This window comes from Arthrobacter sp. H41 (assembly GCF_000520535.1).
In the GTDB taxonomy this organism is placed as follows: domain Bacteria; phylum Actinomycetota; class Actinomycetes; order Actinomycetales; family Micrococcaceae; genus Arthrobacter_D.
In genome coordinates, this window is record NZ_KI914840.1 from 48,072 (window position 1) to 64,890 (window position 16,819).

A 16,819-nucleotide genomic window follows, 5' to 3' on the forward strand; every position below is an offset into this window, starting at 1 on the left:
CAGGAGTGCGGCTCCCGCCGCTGCCAGCAAGACGACGGGGTAGCCGGTCGAAGGAGCCGCGAGGGCGAGGAGATAGGGCACGGCGAGGCCCGCATACGCAAGGCTGTAGTACAGCGCGACCGTGGCACCGAGTTCCTCGGGCGAAGCGAGTTCCTCGACTTCGGCAAGGCCGACGATCAGGCAGAGTCCGTAGCCGGCTCCGAGCAGCAGAGCCGCAGCGGCGGCGCTTCCGAGCGAAGGCCGTGCGGTAGCGACGGCGCCAGCGGCGCAGCCGGCGGCCACGACGGCCAGGCCGAGGGCTGCTGCGCTGCCGGGCCGCTTCACCGCGGTGGCCATCCGTCGGCCCAGCGGCTGGATGGCGGCACCGGCGGCCAGTGCGACAGCTGCGAGCAGTCCGGAAAAAGCCACTGCCAGTGGGGTGTCGCGTGGCACGGCGTGCTCCGCCAGCGTGGTGAACACCAGTGAGACACTCCCGAAGACCCACGGTGCCATCGGTACGATGATGGTCCGGAACGCCGGGGTGCGCGCTGCCGCCGGGAGGACTCGCGGCCGGTGTGCTGGAGCCGAGTCGCGGAACCGGGTCTCGGGTGCACGGAACAGCAGGAGGAAGGCCACCCCGGCGATCCCGAGGTGCAGGAGGTAGGGCAGGACCTGCGGCGCGGGTGCCCACTGGGCCAGGGGCCCGGCAACCAGGGGGCCGATCCCGAACCCGGCCGTCAGGGCCAGTGCCGCACGCCGGGCACCGGTTCCCGGAGCAGTGCCTTCGGAGAGCTCCTTCACCCAGGCCGTGCCGATGCTGAAGGCGGCTCCGGACACGATTCCGCTCAGGAAACGCCCTGCGTACAGCCCGCCGACACCCCACTGCCCGGTGATGAGGACGCCGGTGGCCAGCAGGGACAGGGCGGCGAAGACCAGCAGAAGACGACGGCGTCCGTGCCGGTCGCTGACCCTGCCGCCCACGAGCAACCCGGGGATCAGGCCGACGGCATAGACGACGAAGACCGCGATCGCCTCGGCATCGGAGAGATCCAGCGTCCGGCGGTAGACCGCCAGCAGCGGAACGAACTGGTTCGCCCCGTAGCCGACGGTGAACATCACCAGCGCAGGCCAGCGCCACGGTGCCCGCCCACCCTGCGCTCCCACCCGGCGGGGATGCATCACTCGCGGGCCCTGCCTGACGGGTTCCGCGGCCCCCTAGTGGAACGTCCTGCCGTTGACCCGTTCCGAGGCGCCCGTGCGGTCCAGATACGGCGTGATTCCGCCGAGGTGCATCGGCCAGCCGGCACCCAGAATCATGCAGAGGTCGATGTCCTCGGGAGCCGCGACAACCCCGTCGTCGAGCATCCGGCCGATCTCGTCGGCCAGGGCATCCTGCGTCCGTCGCAGCACTTCGGCACCGGAGGATGGCGAATCGCCGCGTTCAAGGAGCGCAAGGGTCGATCCCGGAACCGTCGAGGTGCCGTCGTCGTGCTTCTCCCACAGGCCCTTGACCCCGGCATCGATCAGCTTCTGCTGGTTGGCCGAGACGTGGAAGCGGTTCCCGAACGCGGCGCGCAACGACTCCTGGACGTGCTGCCCGACGGGGAGGCCGACCAGCGCGAGGAGCCGGAAGGGGGTCATGGGAAGTCCCATGGGACGCAGCGCGTTGTCGGCGGTCTCGGCATCGGTACCCTCGTCGAAGACCCTGGTGATCTCGCCGAACATGCGGCCGAGGATCCGGTTCACCACGAACGCCGGCGCGTCCTGGACCAGGACGGCATTCTTCCTGAGCTCCTTCGCGAGGGCGAAAGCGGTCGCGAGGACGGCGTCGTCGGTCCTGGGCGCCCGGACGATCTCGAGCAGCGGCATGGCCGCCACCGGGTTGAAGAAGTGGAAGCCCACCACGCGCTCGGGGTGCTGGAGGTCGGCCGCCATCTCCGCCACCGACAGCGAGGACGTATTGGTGGCCAGGATGCATTCCGGAGTCACCACGGCCTCCACCTCGGCGAAGACCTGCTTCTTGACGGACAGCTCCTCGAAGACGGCCTCGATGACGAAGTCGGCATCCGCGAAAACGTCCTTCGACACGGAGCCGGAGACCAGCGCCCTGGTGCGGTTGGCGGCGTCCTGGGACAGCCGCTTCCTGCCCAGCAGCTTGTCCACTTCGGCGTGCACGTAGGCCACGCCCTTGTCCACGCGGGCCTGGTCGATGTCCGTGAGTACCACGGGGACCTTGAGGTTGCGGGCGAACAGCAGCGCGAGCTGGCCGGCCATCAGGCCGGCTCCCACGATGCCCACCTTCGTCACGGGCCGGGCCAGTTTCCGGTCGGGTGCCCCGGCGGGCCGCTTGGTGCGCTTCTGCACGAGGTCGAGGAACGCGTACACCGTCGAGTGGAACTCGGGGGTCTGCATCAGGTCGCTGAGCGCCGTGCACTCGGCCCGGGCCGAATCCTCCCTGGAGTAGTTCTTCCCGGCCTCGAAGAGGTCGAGGACCCTCGACGGCGCCGGGGCGGCGTTGCCGGTCTTTCGTTCGACGAAGGCCCGGCCGGCGGCGACGGCGGCGGCCCAGGCGGCGTCGTCGTAGGCTCCCAAGCGTGAGCGCCGTTCCTTCTGCGCCTGGCTGACAGCGGTGTCCCCGGAGACGATCCGCGCCGCCCACAGGAGCGACTGCTCCAGGAAGTCGGCAGGCTCGAAGAGTGCATCGGCGATGCCGAGTTCGAACGCCGCCGCGCCACCCAGCATCCGGTTGTTGCTCAGCGGATTCTCGATCATGACCTTCAGCGCTGAGGCGGGCCCGATCAGGCGGGGCAACCGATAGACGCCGCCCCAGCCGGGAACAAGACCGATGAAGGCTTCCGGGAGCCCGATGCCGTTGGCGCCGCTGGAAACCGTGCGGTAATCCGCGGCGAGGGCGATCTCCAGCCCGCCGCCCAGGGCGACACCGTTGATGAAGGCGAAGCTCGGAACGCCCAGGCTTCCGAAGAGGTCGTAGGCCTCATGTCCGAGCTCGGCCATCAGGAGCCCGTACTGCTCGGACTTCAGCGATTTCACCGTGGAGAGGTCGGCGCCGGCCACCAGGAAGTACGGCTTGCCCGTCACGGCGACGGCCTGGATCTCCCCGCGTCCGGCGCGCTCCCTGAGGCCTTCAAGGGTGCGGCCGTATTCGATCAGCGTATTCGGACCAAGAGTGGTGGGCTTCGAGTGATCGAGGCCGTTGTCGAGGGTGATCAGCGCCAGCACGCCCGCCCCGAAGGGGAGGTCGATGTCCTGGACGTAGGAGTGGGTGACGATCTCGGTGGGAACCAGTGCGGCGAGTTCCTCATAGCGGTCGAAGCTCATGCGGCGTCCTGTCCGTAGTCGGCGTGGTGGGGATTCTCCCAGATGACGGTGGCGCCCATGCCGAGGCCGATGCACATGGTCGTCATTCCGTAGCGCACGGCCGGATCCTTCTCGAACTGGCGGGCGAGCTGGTTCATGAGGCGGACACCGGAGGAGGCGAGGGGATGCCCCACGGCGATGGCGCCGCCGTACTGATTGACCCGGGGGTCCTCGTCGTCGATGCCGAAGTGATCGAGGAAGGTCAGCACCTGCACAGCGAAGGCCTCGTTGATCTCGAACAGCCCGATATCGGAAATGTCGAGCCCTGCCTGGCGCAGCGCCTTCTCGGTTGCCGGGACCGGGCCGATCCCCATGACCTCGGGCTCGACGCCTGCGAAGGCGTAGGCCACGAGGCGCATGCGGACGGGAAGGCCGAGTTCGGCGGCTGCGTCGGCGGAGGCGAGCAGTGCCGCCGTCGCACCGTCATTCAGGCCTGCCGCGTTGCCGGCGGTCACCCGGCCGTGCGGTCGGAACGGCGTACGGAGCTGTGCGAGATCCTCGACGGTGGTGCCGGGGCGTGGCGGCTCGTCAGTGGTGTTGAGGCTCCAGCCGGCGCCGGCCTTCCTGCCCGCAACGGGCACGAGGTCGGGCTGGATGTGCCCCGCCTCGAGCGCTGCCGCGAACTTCGCCTGGCTCCGGGCCGCGTAGGCATCGGTGCGCTCCCTGGTGATCGAGGGGAAGCGGTCGTGGAGATTCTCCGCGGTGTTCCCCATGTTGAGGGCGGCCGGGTCCACGAGGCGCTCGGACAGGAACCGGGGGTTGGGATCGGTTCCGGCGCCCATCGGGTGGTTGCCCATGTGCTCCACGCCGCCGGCGATGACGACGTCGTAGGCGCCGAAGGCGATGCCGGAGGCCGTGGTGGTCACGGCCGTCAGGGCACCGGCGCACATGCGGTCGATCGCGAATCCGGGCACGCTCCGCGGCAGCCCTGCGAGCAGCGCGGCTGTCCGCCCGATCGTCAGGCCCTGATCGCCGGTCTGGGTGGTCGCGGCGATGGCGACGTCGTCGATGCGCTCCGGCGGGAGCGAGGGGTTGCGCCGCATCAGGTCGCGGATGCACTTCACCACGAGGTCATCGGCGCGTGTTCCGGCGTAGATTCCCTTGCTTCCCGCCTTGCCGAAGGGGGTGCGTACCCCGTCGACGAAGACGACGTCCCGAACGCGGCGCGATGCGCTGCGCGCAGGGGTGGTCTGGATTTCTACGCTCACCTGTTGCTCCTCTTTGAGATGTTGGTCCGCGACTAGGTTACTGACCAGTAACTTAGGGTGGCAAGTCAGCCGGCGGAGGCATCGAGCCGGACGGCGTTCTCCCTGCCGGATCCCCCGCCGGCGGTCTTGACGGGGAGGGGATCAGGATCGAGGAAGGCCACAGTGATGATCGCCGCGACCTGCTCGATCTGCCATTGCCGGGCTCCCAGTGCTGCGAGCACCGTGCTGACCGTTTCGAGGGTGATGTCCGCGGGCGGGCGCCAGGCGATCCGCCGGAGGAAATCAGGGGTCAGGAGATTCTCCAGCGGCAGGTCGAGTTTCTCCGCCTGGGCGGCCACGCGGGGCAGAGCCGTGAGGAGCCGAGCAGCGGCCTCCGGGTCCTTCTCCGCCCAGATGCGCGGCGGTGGAGGCGCGTTGCTGGGAACATGCAGGGGCGGCAGGTCGGTGGCTTTCCGCGCGTCGTTGATGCTCCTGATCCACCGGGGTGCTTCCTTCTGCGCGGCACGGCCGTTGAAACCTTTGGTTGAGAGCAGTTGCGGGACGGTCGACGGCATCGCCCTCGCCGCGGCTACGATGGCCGAATCCGGGATCAGGCGTCCTGGGGCGACGTCGCGGCGTTGTGCAAGCTCCTCACGCTCGAGCCACATCTGGCGCACTGCCTCGAGCTGGCGCCGGTCCCGCAGTTGGTGGAGCCCCGAGGTACGGCGCCACGGATCGGTTTTCGGTTCTGCCAGGGGGGACGTACGGATGTGCTCGAATTCCTCTTCCGCGAGGGCGAGCTTGCCGCTTTCGGTGAGGAGCTCGACCAGCTTGTCCCGCAGTTCGGTGAGGACCTCCACGTCGAGGGCCGCGTAGCGCAGCCACGGCTCGGGCAGTGGGCGCTTGGACCAGTCGGCCGCCGAGTGTTCCTTCGCCAGCGAGAAGCCGAGCTGCGATTCGATGACGGCGGCGAGACCCACGCGCGGCAGTCCTGCCAGCCGGGCGGCGAGCTCGGTGTCGAACAGCCTGTCCGGCCACATGCCCAGTTCCGAGAGGCACGGCAGATCCTGGCTGGCCGCGTGCAGGATCCACTCGACTCCCTCAAGGGCGTCATCGAGGATCTTCAGGTCACGGAAGGGCTCGGGATCGATGAGCCAGGTCCCTGCTCCCTCCCGGCGGATCTGCACGAGGAAGGCCCGTTGTCCGTAGCGGAATCCCGATGCCCGTTCGGCGTCCACCCCCGCAGGACCGGTCCCGGCAGCGAGGGCCGCCGCCGCCCGCTTCAGGCCGGGGAGTGTATCGATGACGAGGGGTACGCCGTCGCGCGGGTCGGTCAGTACGGCAAGCGGCGGAGGGCTGCTCTCGGGGGACTCGTTCGACGGCGACGGTGTGATTGACGGTGGGAGTGTTGTGGGAGCGGGGGTGTTGCCCGCCTGCTCGGAAGTCTGGGAACTCATGGTGATTTCAGTCTATCCCCGCGGCCATTGACGCTCGCGCTGCTGCTGCCGGGGCTGATGGGCGCTCGACCGTCGCGGGCGGGCACTAGCTCCGCCGGTGCGGCAGCGGGTGGACGCCTTCGGGCAGGGGCGGGATCCCCGCGAAGGTGCAGACCATGTCCGACCACGCCTCCAGGTGGCTTCGCACGTCCCAGCCGGCGGGCGTCCAGGAGGCGCGGAGCTCGATGTCGATGGTGTCGCCCCGTTCCTCGAGGGTGCCATAGCTTTCCGAGAGGATCCGCGTCGCAGTACCGCCCTCGCTGTGGTGACGTGCACCGTGGTTCTCCAGGGCTTCGACGAGCCACGTCCAGGCGACGGAGCCCAGCAGGGCGTCATTGCCCATGTCCGCGTCGAGCTGCGCACGGATGTAGGTCACCACGCGGAACGTCCCGTTCCACACTTCCGGGGCCCGGGGGTCATGAAGGAGGATGAAGCGTCCCGTAGCGAGTTCCTCGGGGTCCCGGGAGACGGGGCCGAGCCGGGCAGGGCCATGACCGAACGCTGCGGGTGCCGCGTGCTGCGGTACGGAATACAGCGGAGGGAAGACCTCCGCGCCAAGGGCGACGGCGAAGGGTGCCAGGCGCGACGGCGCGGGGAGCTCCTCGAGGCGCAGCTCATTGCGGCAGGTGGCCTCCCGGAGTCCGGACAGGGCACTCAGGAATTCCTGGGGGACCTCTTGCAGGCCGCCGATTGCGCTCACTACCGCAGGCTATGCCCTGCGGCGGACAGAACGGCACAGCGACGCGCCGGAGAGTCCCGGATGCGGGCCGGGTGCTTTCCTGCTGCCGCTACGTCCCCAGCTCGCGCCGGATCGCGGCGGCGAAGGCGTCCACGTCGTCCTCGGTGGTGTCGAAGGAACACATCCAGCGCACTTCGCGTGTCTGCTGGTCCCAGTCGTAGAACCGGAAGTGCTTCCGGATGCGGTCGGCAGCCCCGGGAGGCAGGATGGCGAAGACCGCGTTGGCCCGGGTCTCCTGCGTGAGCTGGACGCCGTCGATTCCCCGCACCGCTTCGGTGAGCCGCGCCGCCATGGCATTGGCGTGGAACGCCGACCGAAGCCACAGGTCGCCCTCGAGCAGCGCGATGAGCTGGGCCGAGACGAACCGCATCTTGGAGGCGAGCTGCATGTTCATCTTCCTCAGGTAGTCCAGGCCCGTCGACGCCTGCTCGTTGAGCACCACCACGCACTCACCGAAGATGAGCCCGTTCTTGGTGCCGCCGAAGGACAGGATGTCGACGCCGGCGTCGCGCGTGAACGCCCGCAGCGGGACGCCGAGGGCCGCTGCGGCGTTGGCCAGGCGGGCGCCGTCCATGTGGAGGTGCATCCCGCGTGCATGGCAGTGGTCGGCGATCGCCCGGATCTCCGCGACCGAATACAGCGTGCCGAGCTCGGTGGTCTGCGTGATGGACACGGCGAGCGGCTGCGCACGGTGCGGGTCGCCCCAGCCCCAGGCCTCGCGGTCGATGAGCTCGGGGGTGAGCTTCCCGTCCGGGGTGGGAACCGGCAGGAGCTTGATGCCTCCCACACGCTCGGGCGCAGCGTTCTCGTCCACATTGATGTGGGCGGTCTGCGGGCAGACGACGGCGCCCCAGCGGGGCAGGATCGACTGCAGCGACAGGACGTTGGCTCCGGTGCCGTTGAAAACGGGGAACACGGAGATGCCTTGGCCGAAGTGGGTCTCCATGACCTGCTGGAGGTGCCGGGTGTAGACGTCGTCGCCGTAGGCGCCCTGGTGTCCGCCGTTGGCCGCCGCGAGCGCGGCGAGGACCTCGGGGTGGACGCCCGCATAGTTGTCGGACGCGAATCCGCGGACCGAGGCGTCGTGGAGCGGCTGGAGGGTCGAGAGAGTTTCAGTCACCGTGCCATTATCCACCAGCCGGCCCCACGTCCCGCCCCGCCTCCGGGCCTGCCGGTGCAAGGAGCTGGGCGGGGGAGAAGCGCCTCCCGTTCACAGCCTCTGCCGGAGCCGACATCAGGGCGGCCACGGCGTCCGCAAGTTGCTCCACCGGGGTGAAGCCCGGGAATTTCCGCTCCGGCTGTGTTCGGCGCATTTTTTCGTCCACGAGGGCCTTGACCACCAGCGCCGTGGACGCGGCCGATGTACCGTCCTTCGCGAACCCGTCCGCGACCGCCCGCAGCCAGGCCTCGACGGCTGCCTTGACGGCCGCGTAGGACGCATTAGACGCCGTGGGTTGCTCGACGGCGGTCGCCGACACCGCCACCAGGCTCCCGTTGCTCGCGGCTAGCTGGTCATAGAACGCCCGGCTGGTGTTGAAGAGCGTGCCGAACACGGAGGAGGAGAGGAACGCGAGGTCCTCGTCGGTCTGCGTGGCGATTCCCTGCCCGCCGCGCCAGCCGCCTACGAGGTGCACCAGGGCCGAGACGCCGCCGTCGTACTCCTCGGCGAGCTGCGCGGCCAGGGATCGGACCGCCGCGGCGTCGGTGAGGTCGCAGACGCGCAGCTCAATGCCGGGAACACCGCCCAGCGCGGCATCGAGCCGCCCGGCATCGGAACCGACGCCGATCACCCGGGCCCCGGCGACAGCGAGGCGGTGGGCGACCGCGACGCCCGCCGCGCTCGTGGCACCCGCCACGACCACGCTCCTGCCGGACAGGAATTCGCCGGGATCTCCGGGCGTTCCGTCCTTGCTGCTTCCTGCGTCGCCGTTCACCCGGCAGCTCCGGTGATGCCGGCCGTCGATTCGATGACGGGTTTCATCTTGCGCTCGAGTGCCTCGAAGAACATCGAGAGGGGGAACTCGTCGTCGAGCACGGCGTCGGTCAGCCCGCGCGGCGGCCCGGCCAGCTCGAGTGCGTCGGGCCCCTTCGCCCAGAGCGACGCGGGATGCGGGGTGACGGTTCCCGATACCAGCTGGTACGCGGCGAGCCAGTGTGCCGTCTTGGGACGGTCGATGGAGCGCCAGTACAGCTGCTCGATCTCCTCGCCGAGGGCCACGACGACGTCGGCGGCCTCGTCCCAGTCGATCGTCAGTTTGGTGTCGGTCCAGTGGAGGACGCGGTGCTGATGCATCCACGCGAACAACAGCTGCCCGCCCAGGCCGTCGTAGTTGCGCACGCGGGTGCCCGTGATGGAGAAGCGGAAGATGCGGTCGAAGATGACGGCGTACTGGACGAGCCTGGCGTGTCTGCGCGCCTCGGGGGAGGCGTCGTCGTCCCGGGCGATTTTCACCGATTCGCGGAAGGCGGTGAGGTCGCACCGCAGTTCCTCGAGTGAGTAGAGGAAGAAGGGCATGCGCTGCTTGATCATGAAGGGATCGAAGGGCAGGTCACCCCGCATATGGGTGCGGTCGTGGATCAGGTCCCACATCACGAAGGCCTCCTCGGTGAGTTCTTGGTCATCGAGCAGCTCGAGGGCCTCCTCCGGCAGGTCGAGGCGGGTGATCTCGGCGGCCGCCCGCACCACACGACGGAAGCGGGCAGCTTCGCGGTCGGCGAAGATGGCACCCCAGGTGAAGGTGGGGGTCTCCCGTACGGCCACGGTTTCGGGAAAGAGGACCGCCGAGTTGGTGTTGTACCCGGAAGTGAAATCGAGGAAGCGGATGGGCACGAAGAGGCCGTTCGAGTAGTCGCCGGCCTCGAGTTCGGCGATGAATTCGGGCCAGAGCACCTCGATCAGCACGGCCTCCACCAGGCGGCTCGAGCTGCCGTTCTGGGTATACATGGGAAACAGGACCAGGTGTTGCAGACCGTCGATGCGGCTCTGCTGCGGCTGGAATGCCAGCAGCGAGTCGAGGAAGTCGGGAACCCCGAAGCCCGCGGTCTCCCAGGCCTGGAAATCCGTGATCACCAGCTCCAGATAGGTTGCGTCATGGGGAAACAGCGGCAGCAGTTCCCGCACCGACCCGGTGAGGACTTCCGTCAGTGCTGACGCACGGGCGTGGTTCCCAGGCTCGGGAATGGAACCGTCCTTGACCTGCAGGTCCTGCAGTTCGGTGGCTGCCGCCTTGAGCGCTGACCATGCCGGATGGAGCTGCGGAGCTGTTGTGCCGGGGGCTGCTGGTGCCACTGGTGTCGCGGTCATGTCGCCTGCTTTCGGTGCCGGCCCGGGATACTTCCGGGCATTCATCTGGGGTTGGCACGAGCGTAGCAATAAAAAAGCGTTCCTTACGCTGGAAGTACTCCAGCATAAGAAACGCTTTTTCTCGACGAGGTACGTCCTGTCGAAAGCACCAGCGGGACTGCGCCTGCGCCCGCTGCCGGAAGGCGTAGGCGAGCGGTCTTCGCGGCTACTCCGCGCCGTTCGAGGGAGCGAGCTTCATCGAGATCGAGTTGATGCAGAACCGCTGGTCCACCGGAGTCTGGAATCCCTCACCCTTGAACAGGTGTCCGAGGTGGGAGTCGCACCGGCCGCAGCGGACCTCGATGCGTTCCATGCCGAGCGAACGGTCGTGGAGGTAGCGCACCCTGTCCTCGGCGAGCGGCGCCCAGAAGGACGGCCACCCGCAGGAGGAGTCGAACTTCTCATTGCTGGTGAACAGGTCCTGCGCGCAGGCGCGGCACTGGTAGACACCCTCGGTGTGCGAGTCGTAGTACTCACCCGTGTAGGGACGCTCGGTGCCGGCTTTCCGGAGCACCTGGAATTCCTGGGGCGTCAGTTCCTGCCGCCACTCGTCGTCGCTCTTGGAAACCTCGGGCTGGTGGGAATTCTTCGCGATAGTCATATTCGGGTCAACGCCTACGAGTCGCCAATAAATCCCGAGCCGGAGTATAGGTGGAGCACAGCGATGCCCAGCTGGTCCTGGGCCTGGTTCGCCCAGTCCCGATGGAACGTGTCGGCAACGGCATGCGGCCGGGTGATCACGACCGCCTGGGACGCGTCGGTCTCTCCTGCAGCTGCCACGAGGGCTTTCACCGCGTTTCCGGCAACTGTCCTCCCGTGTGCGGCAAGCCCGTGCCGCATCGCCGTCTCCAGCGAGATCTGGAGCGCGGTGGCAGGAGCCGGCGCGTCCTTCTGGGTCTCGTCCTTCGACAGGCCGCGGAAGGCCTCGGCAAGCTCCAGCATGCTCAGGTGGTGGAGGAATTCACCCACCACCGAAGTGTTGCGGTCCTCGGGAACCAGAAGCAGGAACTCCGCGGCGTCGTCGCCCTGCAGCTTCTGCAGGTTGAGCGCGTCGGCGTCGGTGAGTGCTTCCTCGGTCAGTACCACGATTGTCTGGCTCATTCACAGAACATTAGCCGGGTATCGTCCGCGAATCAGCCCCGCCCCGGGGAGTGGCCTCCGGGCCCGAATCGACGCTCCCACTCGCTGCGGGTAAGAATGTGGGTATGTCACCGAAGCAAGCAGGGCCCGCGGCAGCGGACCCCACCACCTCTCCGTGGATCAAGTGGACCGCGCTCGGCGTCGGGATCGGAGCCGTCCTCACGTCGTCGGCTGCGGGAGCCGCCTCCGGCCTCGCCGCGCACTTCGCCCGCCAGATCGTGACTCCGGCTCGGTACCGGGAGGAGAACCTCGACATCCTGGCCGTCGTCAACACGGGCACCGGGCAGCAGGTCATCCTTCCGGCGAACGACGACACCACCGTCGAGGGAACCTACAGCCTCTACTTCGGACGCGGATCGGGCCACGCGCGGATCGGCGCCATCCGCTCCTACGTCCCCCGGGAGGGCACTGTGCAGCGCGACGTCGAGAAGGTCTATTCAGGAGACCTCGCCGCCGCGACCCGCGGGTGGTGGAGCGGTGCCGTCTACGCCGTGCCGTCGGATCTCGGGCTCGCGGACGTGGAGGTGACGATCCCCGTCGACGGCGGCGGAGCACCCGCATGGCTGGTGCGCGCGGAGGTTCCCTCCGAAACCTGGGCGATCCTGATCCACGGGAGGGGTGCCAACCGCTCGGAAACGCTGCGGGCGCTGCATCCTGCGCGTAACCTCGGCCTGACCACCCTGGTGATCTCCTACCGGAACGACGGCGAAGCGCCCTCGGCTCCGGACGGCCGCTACGGCCTGGGAATGACCGAATGGCGCGACGTCGAGGCGGCCATCGACTACGCGGTGTCGCATGGCGCGCGGCAGGTGGTGCTGTTCGGATGGTCGATGGGCGGTGCGATCGCCCTCCAGACAGCCGATCTCTCACGTCACCGCCGCAGGATCAGCGCGCTGGTGCTGAACGGCCCGGTCATCAACTGGATCGAGGTGCTGGCACACCACGCCGAACTCAACAGGATCCCAGCCCCCGTGGGAAGGCTCGGTCAGTGGCTCCTGGCCAACGACGCCGCGAAGCGGATCACCGGCCTCGCAGCTCCGCTGGACCTCAAGAGCATGGACTGGATAGCCCGCGCGGAGCAGCTGACCATCCCCACCCTGATCCTGCACAGCGAGGACGACGAGTTCGTCCCGGTCGGTGCCTCGGCGCAGCTCGCCGAGCGGAACCGGGCCTTCGTGACCTTCGAGCGGTTCCACCGCGCCCGCCACACGNCCCCCGCCACACGAAGGAGTGGAATGTGGCTCCCGAGCGCTGGGAGCGGACGGTCACGGGGTGGCTGAACGAACTGCTGTACGAAAAGGCGATGCCGGGGGGACGCATCCCCCCGGCAAGTTCCGCCTAGGCTCCCCGGCCGGTGCGGGGCATCATCCGTCCGATTCCCGGATCTTCCGCTTGATCTTGCCCAGCATGGCCGTCATTCCCCTCATTCGCAGGGGAGTGATCGCACGGGTGAGGCCGAGCCGGTCGGGGACGTCGTCGGGCACTGCGAGGATCTTGGCGGCGGGAAGACCGTCGAGCCCCTCGAGCAGGACGCCCGCGAAGCCGCGCGTGGTCGGCGCTTCCGGGGGAGCGGAGAAGAACAGGTGCACGGGCCGCTCGGGCGCCTCCCCGATCTCGAGGGAGAGGAAGAGCGGGCTCTGGCACTCGACCACCTGCTCAAGGAGTTCCGGGTGCTCCTTGAGTCGGGCCGGCAGTTCCGGGAGCCCGCGCGAGAAGTCGAGCAACAGCTGGAGCCGGTCCGGTTCGGTCAGGTCCTGGAAGTCGTCCACGATCTCGGCGAGCTGGCGAGGCAGTGTCTCGTCGGTCATGGCTAGCTGCCCGACACCGCGTTCGCGCGAGCCGGAGCCGAGCCGCGCTCGGTGCCCTTGACGATCGGCACGCGAACCGCGTTGCCCCACTCGGTCCAGGAACCGTCATAGTTCCGGACCTTGTCGAAGCCCAGCAGGTACGCGAGGACGAACCAGGTGTGGCTCGAGCGCTCGCCGATGCGGCAGTAGGCCACGACGTCGTCGCCTGTCCGGAGTCCGGCCTCGTCCCGGTAGATCGCGTCGAGCTCTTCGCGCGGGCGGAACGTGCCGTCCTCCGCCGCAGCGCGGCCCCAGGGGACGGATGCGGCGGTGGGAATGTGCCCGCCGCGCATGGCGCCCTCCTCCGGGTAGGCCGGCATGTGGGTGCGGACGCCGGTGTACTCGTCGGGAGAGCGGACATCGATCAGCGGATTGCCGAAGTGGCCGAGGACATCGCCCAGGTAGGCGCGCACCGGAGCGTCATTGCGTTCGACGACGGGGTAGTCGGCGGGGGAGACCGCAGGACGGTCTGTGGTCAGGGCGCGGTTCTCCGCGATCCACTTGTCCCGCCCGCCGTCCAGCAGCCGCACGTCCTCGTGTCCGAAGAGAGCGAACACCCAGAGGGCATACGCCGCCCACCAGTTGCTCTTGTCGCCATAGATCACCACGGTGGTACCGCGGGAGATTCCCTTGGCGGACATCAGCGCTGCGAAGCCGGCGCCGTCCACGTAGTCCCGCGTCACCTCGTCATTGAGCTCGCTGTGCCAATCGATCTTCAACGCTCCCGGGATGTGGCCGGTCTCGTAGAGCAGGACGTCCTCGTCGGACTCCAAAACCACCAGTCCCTCTGCTCCGAGGTGTTGCTCAAGCCACTGAGTCGACACAAGCCGTTCGGGGTGGGCATAGGCGGCGAACTTTTCCTGGGGGTCGTTCCCGATGGTCATGGCGACCTTTCTCCTGGCGGTTGGTTTCCTTCTAGCCTAACCACGCGGGAGCCCGAATACTTCCGGACCGCCTTTCCCCGGCACTCCAGGCCGGTACCGGGCGCAAGCTCCATCGCGGGAGCCGGTGGTGCCGCGGAAGTGCCGTATTCTTGCGTAGCGTGAGCGCCTCCGGGCGCAGCGCACCACCCTTCCGGCATGAGAAAGCGGTCCACGCCTGTGGCAAACCCTGTGGCAAACATAGAGCACCTGACGCACCGGGTGCCGAAGGTCTCGGTTGACCAGCTCCTCGACGGTTTCTACCCGTCGCCGCGTTTCGGAGACGTGTCCTTCGACAGCTACCGGCCCGATCCGCAGCAGCCCTCGCAGTCCGCGGCAGTAAGGGCGCTCCGGGATTTCGCGGTCTCGGTGAACGAGCCGGAGCCCTCGGGATTCCGAAAATTCTTCGGCGCCAAAAAGGCCCCGGCCCGGGCGGGCATCTACCTCGACGGCGGGTTCGGCGTCGGCAAGACCCACCTGCTGGCGTCGCTGTGGCACGCATCCGCCGGCCCCAAGGCCTTCGGTACGTTCGTCGAATACACGAACCTGGTGGGGGCGTTGTCCTTCCGGAAGACGGTCGACGCACTCAGCGGCTACCGACTGGTCTGCATCGACGAATTCGAGCTCGACGACCCCGGCGACACGGTGCTGATGTCACGGCTGATGCGCGAGCTCGCCGACGCCGGCGTCAAGCTCGCCGCGACGTCGAACACCCTCCCCGGTTCGCTCGGCGACGGACGGTTCGCTGCCGTCGACTTCCAGCGCGAGATCCAGGTGCTCGCCGATCAGTTCGACGTTTCGCGGATCGACGGCGAGGACTACCGCCACCGGGGACTGCCGCAGGCGCCGCAGCCCCTGACCGAGGCCGGGCTCCGCGACCGCATTCGCGGCTTCGACGGCGGCACGCTGGCCGAGGACGGCTTCGCCGAACTCATCAACCACCTGGCCGGAGTTCACCCGAGCAGATACCGGCAGCTCCTCGAGGGCATCGACGCCGTTGCCTGGCATGACGTGCAGACCATCACCGAGCAGGCGGTGGCGCTGCGGTTCGTGGTCCTGGCGGACCGGCTCTATGATCGGGACGTGCCGATTCTGGCCAGTGGAGCGACCTTCGACAGGTTGTTCACGGACGAGATGATGCACGGCGGGTACATGAAGAAGTACTACCGCGCGGTGTCCCGTCTCACCGCCCTGGCCCGCCAGGGGAGCAACGCGGGCTGACAACCTGGCACACGCAAAAGCGACACGCAAAAGCGCCGGCTCCACCTCACGGCGGGACCGGCGCTCCTTTTGTCGTGCTGCAGGCGTCTAAGCCGGGGTGGAAGGACCCGTGGTTCCGGTGCCTTCGTCGCGGATGACATCGCGATTGATCCCGTTGGACTTATGGGTCTTCTCGACGTTGTCCACCAGCGTGGAGGCCTTGGCCTGGACTCCGGTGATGTGCTTGGAATACTTGCCACCGGTGCGGCCATTGACGAAGTGGCCGGCCTTTCCGATGCCGTTTTTCACTTTTCCGGAGTTCGAGCCAACCAGCGCGGTCGCCTTTTCCTTCAATCCACCGGCTTTGCCTTTAAGCCCGTCAAATAAAGACAACAGGCACCTCCTTTCATCCGTGGGAACGGAATTCCGTCCCCTTCGCTGTCGATCGTAGCCCACTTTCCTGACCTTTTGCTGGCTGTTCGCTACCGGAAATAACGGCGGGAACGCTGTGGCCGAGGAACCTTGGACCACCCGGTGAAGCTTCATGCGAAGGTGGGACGAGCGGCCGAACGGGACACGGTATCCAGCGGTATCCAGCGGTGCCCCAGGGACGACGTCGGGCGGACACTGGGCGGCAATCGGAAGGGAAACGAAGATGGCGTGGCTGGTTCTCATCATCTCGGGTGTGCTTGAGGCGGTGTGGGCCACGGCACTCGGCAGGTCCGAGGGTTTCACCAAAGCGGGGCCGACCCTGGTCTTCGGGGCGGCGCTCATCGCCAGCATGGCGGGGCTCGCCTGGGCCATGCGCAGGCCCCCCGTGGGAACTGCCTATGCCGTGTGGGTGGGGATCGGGGCTTCACTGACTGTTGCCTACGCCATGGCATTCGGCGGGGAGCAGGCGTCGCTCCTCAAGGTGGCCCTGGTGCTGGGCATCGTGGGCTGTGTCATCGGATTGAAGATCATCGAATGAGGTTCAGCCACGCAGTGGAGGGGGCGAGGCTGGAGGGGACGAGATGGAGCGGACGAGATGGAGCGGACGACGGGATTCGAACCCGCGACATCCACCTTGGCAAGGTGGTGCTCTAGCCAGCTGAGCTACGTCCGCAAAAAAAGCGTCCCGTACAGGGACGCTTTCGTGGGCGATACTGGGATCGAACCAGTGACCTCTTCCGTGTCAGGGAAGCGCGCTACCGCTGCGCCAATCGCCCATGGATATGGGTACTCGTACTGTACTGGAGGTGGGGACGGGATTCGAACCCGCGTGGACGGCTTTGCAGGCCGCTGCCTCGCCTCTCGGCCACCCCACCGTGGCCCAAACGAGCGGCCGCCGGATAACTCTGGTCTAACTCTGGAAATAATCCGGCAGTACAGTGACTTGCGAGCGGACGACGGGATTCGAACCCGCGACATCCACCTTGGCAAGGTGGTGCTCTAGCCAGCTGAGCTACGTCCGCAAAAAAAGCGTCCCGTACAGGGACGCTTTCGTGGGCGATACTGGGATCGAACCAGTGACCTCTTCCGTGTCAGGGAAGCGCGCTACCGCTGCGCCAATCGCCCATGGATATGGGTACTCGTACTGTACTGGAGGTG

At 67.8% G+C, this 16,819-nt stretch carries 16 protein-coding genes and 5 tRNA genes; 3 read left to right on the forward strand and 18 right to left on the reverse strand.

The window, feature by feature from the left end; translation table 11 throughout:
* The 10 genes from Y705_RS20715 to Y705_RS0115905 all read right to left on the reverse strand — a co-directional run.
* The coding region (locus tag Y705_RS20715) for an MFS transporter (RefSeq protein WP_049822893.1) at positions 1–1,158 on the reverse strand (1,158 nt) is incomplete at its 3' end.
* Positions 1,159–1,194: 36 nt separating this feature from the next.
* Positions 1,195–3,318, reverse strand: a complete 2,124-nt coding sequence (locus tag Y705_RS0115865) for a 3-hydroxyacyl-CoA dehydrogenase NAD-binding domain-containing protein (protein ID WP_026533562.1) — start codon at positions 3,316–3,318, stop codon at positions 1,195–1,197.
* A complete protein-coding gene (locus Y705_RS0115870) occupies positions 3,315–4,565 on the reverse strand; it encodes a thiolase family protein (RefSeq protein WP_253908662.1) in 1,251 nt (416 codons plus the stop codon). Before Y705_RS0115870 ends, Y705_RS0115865 begins: the two co-directional genes overlap by 4 nt.
* Positions 4,566–4,630: 65 nt before the next feature.
* Positions 4,631–6,001: an HRDC domain-containing protein gene (locus tag Y705_RS20720; protein WP_081738120.1), complete on the reverse strand. Its 1,371-nt coding sequence runs from the start codon at positions 5,999–6,001 to the stop codon at positions 4,631–4,633.
* A gap of 85 nt (positions 6,002–6,086) precedes the next feature.
* A complete protein-coding gene (locus Y705_RS0115880; protein WP_049822897.1) occupies positions 6,087–6,731 on the reverse strand; it encodes a DUF3000 domain-containing protein in 645 nt (214 codons plus the stop codon).
* A gap of 97 nt (positions 6,732–6,828) precedes the next feature.
* Positions 6,829–7,899, reverse strand: a complete 1,071-nt coding sequence (locus tag Y705_RS0115885; RefSeq protein ID WP_026533565.1) for a threonine aldolase family protein — start codon at positions 7,897–7,899, stop codon at positions 6,829–6,831.
* Positions 7,900–7,906: 7 nt separating this feature from the next.
* Positions 7,907–8,713 (reverse strand): SDR family NAD(P)-dependent oxidoreductase, encoded by an 807-nt coding sequence (locus Y705_RS20725; protein ID WP_253908664.1) that lies wholly within the window; start codon positions 8,711–8,713, stop codon positions 7,907–7,909.
* A complete protein-coding gene (locus tag Y705_RS0115895) occupies positions 8,710–10,083 on the reverse strand; it encodes a DUF6421 family protein (protein WP_026533566.1) in 1,374 nt (457 codons plus the stop codon). The genes Y705_RS20725 and Y705_RS0115895 overlap by 4 nt, the downstream gene beginning before the upstream one ends.
* Positions 10,084–10,288: 205 nt before the next feature.
* On the reverse strand, positions 10,289–10,723 hold the full coding sequence (msrB, locus tag Y705_RS0115900; RefSeq protein ID WP_026533567.1) for a peptide-methionine (R)-S-oxide reductase MsrB: 435 nt from the start codon (positions 10,721–10,723) through the stop codon (positions 10,289–10,291).
* Between the two features lie 14 nt (positions 10,724–10,737).
* Positions 10,738–11,223 (reverse strand): hypothetical protein, encoded by a 486-nt coding sequence (locus Y705_RS0115905; RefSeq protein WP_026533568.1) that lies wholly within the window; start codon positions 11,221–11,223, stop codon positions 10,738–10,740.
* Between the two features lie 104 nt (positions 11,224–11,327).
* On the opposite strand from Y705_RS0115905, the gene Y705_RS0115910 reads away from it, so the two are divergent.
* Entirely contained in the window at positions 11,328–12,542 is a 1,215-nt protein-coding gene (locus Y705_RS0115910) for an alpha/beta hydrolase family protein (protein ID WP_444826199.1), read from the forward strand.
* A gap of 84 nt (positions 12,543–12,626) precedes the next feature.
* On the opposite strand, the gene Y705_RS0115915 is transcribed toward Y705_RS0115910, so the two are convergent.
* Together Y705_RS0115915 and Y705_RS0115920 are read right to left on the reverse strand one after the other, a co-directional pair.
* Positions 12,627–13,070: a SufE family protein gene (locus Y705_RS0115915; protein WP_026533569.1), complete on the reverse strand. Its 444-nt coding sequence runs from the start codon at positions 13,068–13,070 to the stop codon at positions 12,627–12,629.
* A 2-nt stretch (positions 13,071–13,072) separates the two neighbouring features.
* On the reverse strand, positions 13,073–13,993 hold the full coding sequence (locus Y705_RS0115920) for a sulfurtransferase (protein WP_026533570.1): 921 nt from the start codon (positions 13,991–13,993) through the stop codon (positions 13,073–13,075).
* A 228-nt stretch (positions 13,994–14,221) separates the two neighbouring features.
* Here Y705_RS0115920 and zapE point away from each other — a divergent pair, with 228 nt between their 5' ends.
* Entirely contained in the window at positions 14,222–15,250 is a 1,029-nt protein-coding gene (gene zapE, locus Y705_RS0115925) for a cell division protein ZapE (protein ID WP_026533571.1), read from the forward strand.
* Between the two features lie 87 nt (positions 15,251–15,337).
* Here zapE and Y705_RS20730 read toward each other — a convergent pair whose 3' ends face one another.
* On the reverse strand, positions 15,338–15,622 hold the full coding sequence (locus Y705_RS20730) for an antitoxin (RefSeq protein WP_049822895.1): 285 nt from the start codon (positions 15,620–15,622) through the stop codon (positions 15,338–15,340).
* A gap of 262 nt (positions 15,623–15,884) precedes the next feature.
* On the opposite strand from Y705_RS20730, the gene Y705_RS0115935 reads away from it, so the two are divergent.
* On the forward strand, positions 15,885–16,199 hold the full coding sequence (locus Y705_RS0115935) for a DMT family transporter (protein ID WP_026533572.1): 315 nt from the start codon (positions 15,885–15,887) through the stop codon (positions 16,197–16,199).
* Between the two features lie 58 nt (positions 16,200–16,257).
* Here Y705_RS0115935 and Y705_RS0115940 read toward each other — a convergent pair.
* The 5 genes from Y705_RS0115940 to Y705_RS0115960 all read right to left on the reverse strand — a co-directional run bounded on the left by Y705_RS0115940 (position 16,258) and on the right by Y705_RS0115960 (position 16,786).
* Positions 16,258–16,334: transfer RNA gene (locus tag Y705_RS0115940), tRNA-Gly, on the reverse strand.
* 31 nt (positions 16,335–16,365) lie between these two features.
* A tRNA-Val gene (locus Y705_RS0115945) sits at positions 16,366–16,437 on the reverse strand.
* 25 nt (positions 16,438–16,462) lie between these two features.
* Positions 16,463–16,536: transfer RNA gene (locus Y705_RS0115950), tRNA-Cys, on the reverse strand.
* A 73-nt stretch (positions 16,537–16,609) separates the two neighbouring features.
* A tRNA-Gly gene (locus Y705_RS0115955) sits at positions 16,610–16,683 on the reverse strand.
* Positions 16,684–16,714: 31 nt separating this feature from the next.
* Positions 16,715–16,786: transfer RNA gene (locus tag Y705_RS0115960), tRNA-Val, on the reverse strand.
* Positions 16,787–16,819: the final 33 nt, after the last annotated feature.

Coding starts and splice junctions, on each gene's coding strand:
- Y705_RS0115865 (WP_026533562.1), bottom strand. CDS start 3,318: ATGAGCTTCGACCGCTATGAGGAACTCGCCGCACTGGTTCCCACCGAG.
- Y705_RS20720 (WP_081738120.1), bottom strand. CDS start 6,001: ATGAGTTCCCAGACTTCCGAGCAGGCGGGCAACACCCCCGCTCCCACA.
- Y705_RS0115895 (WP_026533566.1), bottom strand. CDS start 10,083: ATGACCGCGACACCAGTGGCACCAGCAGCCCCCGGCACAACAGCTCCG.
- msrB (WP_026533567.1), bottom strand. CDS start 10,723: ATGACTATCGCGAAGAATTCCCACCAGCCCGAGGTTTCCAAGAGCGAC.
- Y705_RS0115905 (WP_026533568.1), bottom strand. CDS start 11,223: ATGAGCCAGACAATCGTGGTACTGACCGAGGAAGCACTCACCGACGCC.
- Y705_RS0115915 (WP_026533569.1), bottom strand. CDS start 13,070: ATGACCGACGAGACACTGCCTCGCCAGCTCGCCGAGATCGTGGACGAC.
- Y705_RS0115920 (WP_026533570.1), bottom strand. CDS start 13,993: ATGACCATCGGGAACGACCCCCAGGAAAAGTTCGCCGCCTATGCCCAC.
- Y705_RS0115935 (WP_026533572.1), top strand. CDS start 15,885: ATGGCGTGGCTGGTTCTCATCATCTCGGGTGTGCTTGAGGCGGTGTGG.